Source organism: Geomonas sp., assembly GCF_056994735.1.
On record NZ_JBXKJL010000513.1, the window covers coordinates 39062 to 49658 of the forward strand.

Here is a 10597-nt window from a genome sequence, read left to right on the forward strand (position 1 = left end):
TGCTGGTTCAATAATAGCAGACAATGCACAAGCCTTCAGGATACTCGGGATTCAGTCAGTCCTTGATCGGAGGGAAGTCTCAAGACTATGCGAGCCATGGTGTTTACTGGTAAAGGCAATCCGCTCACACTGGAAGATCTGCCGATCCCTGAACCGGGACCGGGGCAGGTACTCCTCCGGGTGGCCGCCTGCGGGATCTGCCGCACCGATCTTCATATAATCGACGGGGAACTTACCGAGCCGAAGCTGCCGCTCATCCCGGGCCACCAGATCGTCGGTCGGGTCGCGGCGCTGGGGAGCGGCTGCAGCGGGTTTTCCGAGGGTGACCGGGTCGGGGTTCCCTGGCTGGGCGGCACCTGCGGGAGATGCCCGGAGTGCAAGGAAGGAAGGGAGAACCTCTGCGATGACGCCCGCTTCACCGGCTATCATCAAAACGGCGGCTTTGCCGAGTACGCCGTCGCCGACCAGCGTTTCTGCTTCCCCATTCCCGAAGGGTATCCCGACCTGCAGGCGGCCCCGCTCCTTTGCGCGGGACTGATCGGCTACCGCTCGCTGTGCATGGCAGGGGGAGGGAGGAGGCTCGGCATCTACGGATTCGGGGCGGCGGCCCATATCGTCATCCAGGTAGCGCGCTGGCAGGGGCGCGAGGTTTACGCCTTCACCCGCTCCGGCGACCAGGCAGGGCAGTCCTTCGCCAGGGAGCTGGGAGCGGTCTGGACCGGGGACAGCATGTCTCCTCCTCCGGAGCCGCTCGATGCCGCCATCATCTTCGCCCCGGCCGGCGAACTCGTCCCCGCCGCCCTCAAGGCGGTCAGCAAGGGAGGTACCGTGGTCTGCGCCGGCATCCACATGAGCGACATCCCTCAGTTTCCCTATGAGCTTCTCTGGGGAGAGAGGGTGCTGCGCTCGGTTGCCAACCTCACCCGCAGGGACGGGGAAGAGTTCCTGGCCCTGGCCCCGAAAGTGCCGGTGCGGACCGAAGTCCAGGCCTTCCCGCTGGAGGAGGCGAACCGTGCCCTGGCGGCACTGAAGGCTGGTGAGATCAGGGGGGCGGGGGTTATTGTCATTTGAGCAAGCTTTGCCAAAGTCGACGCTTGATTCAGGGAGGAAACCGGACGTGAAACTACACACGGAAAAGAGGGTAACGGTTCAGTGCTACGCCGGTTACAGGGGTGACGAAAGGCCGACTTCGTTCGCCCTGGAGGGACGGACCCTTCTGGTTCAGGATGTCATCGACCGCTGGTACGACCCGGACTGCAACTATTTCAAGGTAGTAGCCGACGACGGCAGCGTCTATCTCCTGCGCCACGACCTGAACGGCGACCTCTGGGACCTGTTGGAAAACGTCTAGAAGGGATAACCCAATCCGACGAAGACCGCAGGGCCGTCCTTTCCAAAACCCACGTCGATCCGCCCCACTATGTTCGGCCGCACCACCGTTCTCAGGCCAATGCCTGGGTTGAACTGGAAGCTCTTGGAGGTCGCCTCCACCAGCGAGTGCATCACCGTCCCCAGGTCGACGAAGGGCGCCAGTTCCCAATCCGCCTTTACGTGAAAAATCTCCCACCGAAACAGTCTGACCCGCTCCTCCAGGTTCAGCAGCATGTAGCTCTTGTCGACGAACCTGTTCTGGCCGTAGCCCCTGAGGGTCGTCTCCCCGCCGAGGATAGCCTGCTCCAGGAAGGGGATGTCATGGCCCTCCGTCTGGAGGAAGGAAAAACGCACCACGGAAATGAAACGCGCCTCCCGGAAAGGATAGTAGCGTTTGGACTCGAACTCGTAGGTGCGGAAATCCGCGCTGCTGCCAAGGGCCTTCAGGCTGTTCTCGACGGAAAACCTGAGGTAAATGCCCTCGGTCGGCATGTCGGTCGAGTCGAGGGTCTTGTAGACCAGGGAGAGTTTCTGTCCGTGCATGTCGTACCCGTTCACCCCAGGTATCGATTCCGGAGGGAAAACGTCGGTGATGAAGGGTAACTTGGTGACCGCACCGCGGTCGATTTCGACATGTTTGTATCGCTCCCCGAACAGGAGTTCGAACTCGTCGGTGACGCGTCCACCGAAGGCCACGCTGAACCCGGCCTCCTTGTTGGTATAGTTGGTCTCGTTTTCCTTGGACGACTTGGATTGAAACCCGAAGAACCTGGCAGAGCCGTCGGCGAAGTCGAAAGCGTTCAGGTAAAGCTCGTAGCGCTCGCCGAGGAACCTCTCGTCGTGGTAGCGAAGCCGGTACTCCTTGTTGATGGTGGTGGCCTGCGAAAGGTTGACCTTGATTCTTCGCTCCCGGGTGGGGTAAAAGGCGCCGTAAAGGGTGTTGGTGACGCCGAAGTACTGGTTGAAATTGATCTGCGGCACGACGAGGGTGCTGACTTCGTCACTGGCGTTATGGAGCAGGAAGGCGACCAGGCCTCCAGAGGTGATCCCTTCATTCGGGCTCGAAGCTATCACCGGCAAAGGTATCGCTACGGTCTTGGTAGGATCGTCAAATGTGTCGTTTGAGACGGGGTAAGGAAGGTACTTTCTCGGGATCTGGTAGGTGCAGCCGCCGAGGAAGACCAGCATCATCACGCATATCGCTCTGCGCATGAAACCCTGTGAGTGCATCGCGGTTAAGTGCAAATCACTTTTCCCTTGCCACGAACAGCAGCCCCAGGAGCAGCCAAAAGCCCTCCCGGAAGCGCCGCAGAATGCTGAATCCCGCCCCGAGGGTGGCGCCCAGTTTGAATCCGAGGGAGAGCAGGATGTTGCCGCCGTCCTGAACACCGAGGGAGGCGGGGATCATGAAGCCGAGTCCGGCGACCAGTTGCGAGAGGGCGTCGAGACAGAGGGCGAGATCGAAGGTTATCGGGTGCCCCAGCAGCCAGAAGATTAGATAGACCTCGACGGCTTGCACCAGCCAGCCGAGGAAGAAAAAGAAGAGAGAAAGGAGCACCGCCCTCCCCCGCTCCCGATAAAAATTGACCAGGAACTCGTCCAGGCTCGCCAGTTCTGCTTCCTTCGCCACCAGCACGGCCGGGCACATTCCCACCCGCTTCAGGATCTTGAGAAAGGCGCCGCAGGGGTTCCGCAACTGCACCAGCATGAATCCCGTCCCCGCGGCGGCCAGGGCAATGGTGCCGAGGCACGAGAAGACGGCCAGCCGCGGCGGGATGCCTGGCAGGGTCATCGGGATCATGGTCAAGCCGATCAGGATGTACAGGACCAGGCTCAGCACAGTCAGCGCCTTGTGGATGACCAGGGATGCCGTCGCTTCCTGCCACGGCACCCCATCGGCCTGGAGGCGCAGGGCCTTGAATGGCTCTCCACCGAGTGAAGCGGCCGGGGTCAGCTGGTTGAGGGACTCGCCGGCCAGACGCAGAGAAAAGAGGCGGCAGATACCGGGGCGGCCGGGAGTCCGCGCCAGGAGGGCGCGCCACGACAGGGTCCAGAAGTAGCAGGTCAGGCCGTAGGGGACCAACAGCAGGGGCCAGTAGCGTTTGGCCTGCAGAAAGGAGTGGGTGAGACCGGACCAGTCGATGCGTCTTAGCATCAGGTACAGGGCGACCGACGCCACTCCGAGAAGGAACAGGTTGATGCGTCGCATCGTCATGGAGGCAGGCTCTCGTTTGGCATTCGCCATGTCCCGGGAAGATTCAGCCATCAGAGGTGACCTTGAAGTAGTCGGTGTACTCCTGGAAGTTGCGCCTCTCCATCGCCGGGTCGAGGCCGAACTGCTCCAGGGAGTAGCGGTGCGCACCGTTCTTGTCCTTGGGGTTGCGGGCGATGAAGCTCCGCATCGCCTCGCCGGCCTCGGGCGTCAGCTCACGCCGGAAATGACGGTAGACCTCCTCGACCACCCCCATCGGATCCCTCAGCAGGTCGTGATAACCGACATCGAAGAAGCGGTTCTCGTATTCCCCTGAGGAGCGCATGCGGGTCACCAGCCGGGCGCTGTCCGCCCAGCGCTTGCTGACCTCTTCGCCCAGCACCTTGAGGTCGATGGGACCGGTGAACGGTGCCCGCAGCACGTGGGCGAAGCTCGCGCAGGACGGCAGGACCTTCAGCGGGTCGCGATGGGTCAGCACGATCTGGGCGTCGGGGTAGACCTCGAAGAGGGCGGGAAGGGCCATCAGGTGGCTGGGCGCCTTGAGCACCCAGTGCTGACCGGGGCAGCGCCACTGCAGGTGCTGCAGGAAGCGACGGTGGCACTCGTAGGCCGGCCGCTTGTCCTGCTCGTCGTGCCACTTCCGGTAGGAGGTGACGTAGTACATCGATTCGAAGACGTAGCTCAGGAAGGAATGATCGGTCATGGCGATGCATTCCTGCGGAAGCCTGGCCTCGATCGTGTGGCACTTGTGGAAGTCCGGCATCAGGATGTCTATCCAGGCCAGTTCCCTGCGGGTGCGGTCGATGCGGGGATCGATGTCGTAGCTGGCCTTCTCCGGCGGCGGGGACGGGTGCATGACCTCCCAGACCTGGGGAGCCCGGCTGGCGGGGTCCTGGGACAGGAGGGCGTGCAGGAAGGTGGTGCCGCTTCTGGGGAGCCCCGTTATGAAGATGGGCCTTTCGATCCGCTGCCGGGCGATCTCCGGGAATTCCTTCCGGTCCCGCTGCATGCACAACTTGTTGGAGAGCATGCGCATCATCTCGGAGTACGCCGTGATGCGGCCGAGCAGGTTCAGGTTGGCGTCCTGCTCGAAGGAGCGAAGGAGTATCTCGAGGGGGGTCAGGAACCCGCTCTCCCCGAAGTCATCGAGCCCGGTCGCCCGGCGGCTTTTCTCCAGCAGGAAATCCCGGTCGAGCTTGAGGATGGAGCGGCCGTCGTTAAAGGCGAGCCGTCCCACCCTGTTGAGCCCCCTGATCATCCCTGAGCCCACGGTCGCCAGAAGCTTCGCGGGGTGAACCGCCCCCTGTTCATCATCGCTGCCGTGAATGATCTCGCCTTGTCTCACTGGACTCTCCCGCAGCGCTGCAGAAATGGCCTCACATGTATCCGTCTTTCCTGAGCTTTTCCATGCCACGATTGCCGTCCTGGGCCCTCCCGCTGCGCTCCGCCACCTTGGTTTTGCGCAGCTCCTCGATGATGCCAGCCACGTCCCTGGCGGACGAGCGGATCTGCGCCGTGCACGGGGCGCAACCGAGACTGCGGTAGCGCATACCTTCGCCGCGCTCGAAGTAGAGGGGGATGACAGGGATGGCTTCCCTTTCGATGTACTCCCAGATGTTGACCTCGTTCCAATCGAGGAGGGGGTGGATGCGCAGATGGGTGCCAGGCTCGAACCTGGTCTTGAACTGGTCCCAGAGTTCGGGAGGCTGCTCCCGGAAGTCCCAGTCGTTGTTCCGGTCCCTCGGCGAGAAGTAGCGTTCCTTGGCCCGCGTCCCCTCCTCGTCCGAACGCACCCCCACGATGACCCCCGTGTATCCCTTGTCCTCCAGCACCTGCTTCAGGGCCTCGGTCTTCAATGCGCTGCAGCACTCGAAGGTCCCACGGGTGTGGTTCATCCCCTCCTCGAGCGCCTTCCGGTTCTGCCCCACCACCAGGGTAAGTCCCCACTCCTGGACGGTGCTGTCGCGATAGGTGATCATCTCCGGGATCTTGTAGGAGGTGTCGATGTGGACCAGGGGAATCGGGCAGTGCCCGAAAAAAGCCTTGCGCACCAGCCAGAGCAGCACGGTGGAGTCCTTCCCCATCGACCAGAGCATGCACAGGTTGCTGAAGTTCTTGTAAGCCTCGCGCAGGATGTAAATCGAGCGGGCTTCCAGTTCGTCGAGCTGCGTCATCATTCATCTCCCTGACTAAAAGCTCGGAGCCCTGCGAAATCATTAGACCTATATTATATGGGCATTCTGGATTTGCAACTGCGGCGGAGACGATTTTGTCAGGCGATTCCTGGCTCTGGTGGCAATTTTCCGGCCGCGGCCGGGAGATAGCGGCAGCGGTTTTTGCAGGCGTTCATTGGAATGTCGCCTGGCCGTGATATCCTTTCTGTCATTGTTGCCACCGGATATCCCCGGGAATCCGCTCAGCGGGAAAGGTCGCAAGTCGAAAAGGGTGCGAGATGACAAAGGTCGAAACTGTTAAGAAACCGGGGCTTTTCGATCCGCAGTTGCAGCACGGCGGCTGCGGCGTCGGTTTCGTCGTCAACCTCAAGGGAGAGAAATCACATGGGATCGTGGAGCAGTCTCTCGATCTGCTGGTGAAGCTCGACCACCGCGGGGGATGCGGCTGCGAACCCAATACCGGGGACGGCGCGGGAATAATGATCTCGATTCCCGACGCATTCCTGCGCGGGGTCACCTCGCCGCTGGGCATCGACCTCCCCTCGCCCTCCGAGTATGCCGTGGGCATGATCTTCACCTCGAAGGATGAATCGGAGCGGGAGCGGGCCAGGGAGGCCATGGAGGAGATCGTCGACCAGGAGGGGCAGCGACTTCTCGGCTGGCGCGACATTCCCACCGACAACACCGACCTCGGAAAGACCGCACTGGCGGCGGAACCGTTCATGCGGCAGCTCTTCATCGGGCGCGGTCAAGGCTGCCCGGACCGGCAGAGCTTCGAGCGCAGACTCTACCTGATCAGGAAGCGCTCGGTGATGGAGATCAGGCGCAGCGGCATCGATCCCTACTGGTACATCTCCAGCCTCTCCAGCCGCACCATGGTCTACAAGGGGATGCTCACCACCACCCAGCTGAAGGGTTACTACCCCGACCTGCACGACCGCTCCCTGGAGACCCCGCTGGCCCTGGTGCACTCCCGCTTCTCCACCAACACCCTCCCCATCTGGGACCGCTCCCATCCGTACCGGCTCCTGGCCCACAACGGCGAGATCAACACCCTGCGCGGCAACATCAACTGGATGCATGCCCGCCAGGCCTCCCTGGCGAGCGAGGTCTTCGGGGACGAAATCAGCAAGCTCCATCCGATCATAAACACCAACGGCTCCGACTCCGCCATGTTCGACAACTGTCTCGAGCTGCTGGTCATGGCGGGAAGGCCGCTGCCGCATGCCGTGATGATGATGATCCCCGAGCCGTGGGAGAACCATGAGTCGATGAGCCCTGAGCTCAAGGCTTTTTACCGCTACCATGCCTGCCTGATGGAGCCCTGGGACGGACCCGCCGCCCTGTGCTTTACCGACGGACGTTACCTCGGCGCGGTGCTGGACCGTAACGGTCTGCGCCCCTTGCGCTACTACGTCACTTCCGACGGCTACGTGGTGATGGCCTCGGAGGCCGGCGTCCTCGAGGTCGAGCCTGGCCGTGTCATCCAGAAGGGACGCGTCCAGCCGGGACACATGTTCCTGGTCGACCTGGATGAGGGGCGGATCGTTCCCGACGGGGAGATCAAGCGCCAGCTGGCCTCGTACCGGCCCTACGGGCAATGGCTGGAGGAAAACCAGCTGGCGCTCGCGGAGCTCCCGGCCTCTCCTCCCGGGCGCCGCCGCGAACCGGTCCCGCTGATCCAGAGGCAGCAGGCCTTCGGCTACAGCTACGAGGACCTGCGGATGATTCTCGAACCGATGGCGCGCGACGCCCTGCAGCCGATCGGCTCCATGGGTACCGACACGCCGCTGGCCGTCCTCTCCGACCGCCCCCAGCTCCTCTACAACTACTTCAAGCAGCTCTTCGCCCAGGTCACCAACCCGCCGATCGACCCCATCCGCGAGGAACTGATCACCTCGACCACCACCTTCCTGGGGAGTGAGGGGAACCTCCTCGCCCCCGGGCCGGAAGCCGCGCGCCTGATCGCCCTCGAGCACCCCATCCTGACCGACCGCGACCTGGAGAAACTCAGGAACATCCGGAAGCCGGGATTCAGCTCGTGCACCCTCCCCCTCCTCTTCTACCGCGGCAAAAGGGTAGGACGCCTGGAAAGGGCCCTCGGGGCCCTCTTCGAGGCGGCCGATGCCGCCATCGGCAAGGGGCACAACATCCTCATCCTCTCCGATCGCGGGGTCAACGCCAGAAAGGCCGCCATCCCCGCCCTCCTGGCACTATCGGGGCTGCATCATCATCTGATCCGCTCCGGCAGGCGCACCGGCGTCTCCCTGGTGCTCGAATCGGGAGAGCCCCGGGACGTCCACCATTTCGCCACCCTGATCGGCTACGGCGCCAGCGCCATCAACCCCTACCTCGCCTTCGAATCGCTGGATGACCTGATCAGGGAAGGGATGCTGAGGGAGATCGACTATGCCGCAGCCGAGAAGAACTTCATCAAGGCTTCGGTCAAGGGAGTGGTCAAGACCATGGCCAAGATGGGGATCTCGACCGTGCAGAGCTATTGTGGGGCGCAGATATTCGAGGCGGTGGGGATCCACAGCTCGGTCATCGAGCGCTACTTCACCTGGACGCCGTCACGCATCGAGGGGGTGACGCTCGGTGAGATCGAGGGGGAACTTCTCCAGCGCCACGGGGAGGCCTTCGCGGAAAGGGCCGCGCCTCCCCCTACCCTCGCCCCGGGGGGGGAATACCAGTGGCGTGCCGAGGGCGAGGAACATCTTTTCAACCCCCTCTCGATCCACGCCCTCCAGAAGGCCACCCGCGGCAACGACTACGCGCACTTCAAGGTCTTCTCGAACCTTATCAACGAGCAGTCGGTGAAGCACTGCACCCTGCGGGGTCTCTTCACCTTCCTGGAGAGGGAGCCGGTTCCCATCGAGGAGGTGGAGCCGGTGGAAAAGATCGTGCGGCGTTTCAAGACCGGCGCCATGTCGTACGGCTCCATCAGCCAGGAGGCGCACGAGACGCTGGCCATCGCCATGAACCGCATCGGGGGGATGTCCAACACCGGTGAAGGCGGCGAGGACCCGGATCGCTACGGCTGGACCAACGAGATGGGCGACTCCAAAAACAGCGCCATCAAGCAGGTCGCCTCGGCCCGCTTCGGGGTCACCAGCCTCTATCTCTCGCAGGCACGGGAGATCCAGATCAAGATGGCGCAGGGGGCGAAGCCCGGCGAAGGCGGAGAACTGCCGGGCCTGAAGGTCTATCCCTGGATCGCCCGGACCCGCCACACCACACCCGGCGTAGGCCTGATATCCCCACCCCCCCATCATGACATCTACTCGATAGAGGACCTAGCGGAGTTGATCCACGACTTGAAGAATGCCAACAGAAACGCGCGGATCAGCGTCAAATTGGTATCCGAGGCAGGCGTCGGCACCGTGGCGGCCGGTGTCGCCAAGGCCCACGCCGACCTGGTGCTGATCAGCGGCTACGACGGGGGCACCGGAGCCTCTCCCCTTTCGAGCATCAGACATGCGGGACTCCCTTGGGAGCTCGGACTCGCGGAGACGCACCAGGCACTCATCGCCAGCGGCCTGAGGAGCCGGATCGTGGTGGAGACGGACGGCCAGTTGAAGACCGGGCGCGACGTCGCTGTTGCCGCTCTTCTGGGGGCCGAGGAATTCGGCTTCGCCACCGCGCCGCTGGTGACGCTCGGCTGCGTCATGATGCGCGCCTGCCACCTGAACACCTGCCCCGTCGGCGTGGCCACCCAGGACCCGCGCCTGCGGGCGAAGTTCACCGGGAAACCGGAGTACGTGGTCAACTTCATGAAGTTCGTGGCCCAGGAGCTGCGCGAGATCATGGCGGAGCTTGGTTTCCGCACCCTGGACCAGATGATCGGGCGCACCGACGTCCTGGAGCCGCGGGCGGCGGTAGAGCACTGGAAGGCCAAGGGGCTCGACCTGGCTCCCCTTCTGTATCAGCCGCTTCTGGACCCGGAGGTGCACCGCTACTGCGTCCACAAACAGGATCACAACCTCGAAGAGTCGTATGACCTGACACACCTTCTGCAACTATGCCGGCCGGCGATCGAGCGGGGTGAACGGGTGAGAGCCGAGCTCGAAATCAAGAACGTGCACCGCGTCGTCGGGACCATCGTGGGGAACGAGATCACCAAAAGGTACGGAGCAGCCGGCCTGCCGGAAGACACGGTACAACTGCGCTTCAAAGGGAGCGCGGGGCAGAGCTTCGGAGCCTTCATCCCCGGGGGAGTCACCCTTGAACTGGAAGGCGACGCCAACGACTACCTTGGCAAGGGGCTGTCAGGAGGGAAGATCGTGGTTTACCCCCCCGATGATTCGCTCTTTCTGGCGGAGGAGAACATCATCACCGGCAACGTCGCCTGCTATGGAGCGACCAGCGGCGAGGTGTATATCCGCGGCATGGCCGGGGAGCGTTTCTGTGTCAGGAACTCCGGGGCGACCGCCGTGGTCGAGGCGGTCGGCGATCATGGCTGCGAATACATGACGGGGGGTACCGTGGTGGTGCTGGGGCCGACGGGGCGCAATTTCGCGGCCGGGATGAGTGGCGGAGTGGCATACGTCCTTGATGAAGCGGAAAGGTTCGCACGGCATTGCAACCAGCAGATGGTACACCTGGAGAAGCCAGGCGGACAAGAGGCCCGGGAACTGAAGAGCCTGATCGAGCGTCACACGGCGCTGACGGGGAGCGCACGGGCTGCGGCCGTTCTGGCCCATTGGGAGCAATGCCTGCCAAGGTTCGTGAAGGTGATGCCGAAGGATTACAAGCGGGTGCTGGAGGCGATGGCAAAGGCCAGGGAGGCTGGACTCTCCGGAGATGAAGCCATGGAGACAGCCTTCGAGGAGAACGTGCA

General features: G+C 63.0%; 7 protein-coding genes. 3 read left to right on the plus strand and 4 right to left on the minus strand.

From position 1 onward, the window contains the following. Positions 1–96 precede the first annotated feature (96 nt). The gene (locus tag AC11W3_RS21535; protein WP_484093749.1) at positions 97–1071 is read left to right on the plus strand and encodes a zinc-dependent alcohol dehydrogenase family protein; all 975 of its coding nucleotides are present in this window, start codon (positions 97–99) and stop codon (positions 1069–1071) included. A 46-nt stretch (positions 1072–1117) separates the two neighbouring features. Further along, on the plus strand, positions 1118–1351 hold the full coding sequence (locus AC11W3_RS21540; RefSeq protein ID WP_484091127.1) for a hypothetical protein: 234 nt from the start codon (positions 1118–1120) through the stop codon (positions 1349–1351). Here the strand turns inward: AC11W3_RS21540 and AC11W3_RS21545 are convergent. Genes AC11W3_RS21545 through cysD form a run of 4 tightly spaced genes read right to left on the minus strand, consistent with a single transcriptional unit; the run spans position 1348 to position 5757 of the window. Beyond that, positions 1348–2583: a BamA/TamA family outer membrane protein gene (locus AC11W3_RS21545; RefSeq protein ID WP_484091126.1), complete on the minus strand. Its 1236-nt coding sequence runs from the start codon at positions 2581–2583 to the stop codon at positions 1348–1350. The two genes, AC11W3_RS21540 and AC11W3_RS21545, sit on opposite strands and share 4 nt — an antisense overlap. A gap of 34 nt (positions 2584–2617) precedes the next feature. Beyond that, positions 2618–3586 carry a flippase-like domain-containing protein gene (locus AC11W3_RS21550; RefSeq protein WP_484091125.1) on the minus strand — a complete coding sequence of 323 codons (969 nt, stop codon included), beginning with the start codon at positions 3584–3586 and terminating at the stop codon, positions 2618–2620. A gap of 43 nt (positions 3587–3629) precedes the next feature. After that, positions 3630–4928 (minus strand): sulfotransferase family protein, encoded by a 1299-nt coding sequence (locus tag AC11W3_RS21555; protein ID WP_484091124.1) that lies wholly within the window; start codon positions 4926–4928, stop codon positions 3630–3632. A 31-nt stretch (positions 4929–4959) separates the two neighbouring features. Then, complete coding sequence (cysD, locus tag AC11W3_RS21560) at positions 4960–5757, minus strand: sulfate adenylyltransferase subunit CysD (RefSeq protein ID WP_484091123.1); 798 nt, start codon at positions 5755–5757, stop codon at positions 4960–4962. 278 nt (positions 5758–6035) lie between these two features. On the opposite strand from cysD, the gene gltB reads away from it, so the two are divergent. After that, the coding region (gene gltB, locus AC11W3_RS21565) for a glutamate synthase large subunit (RefSeq protein WP_484093748.1) at positions 6036–10597 on the plus strand (4562 nt) is incomplete at its 3' end.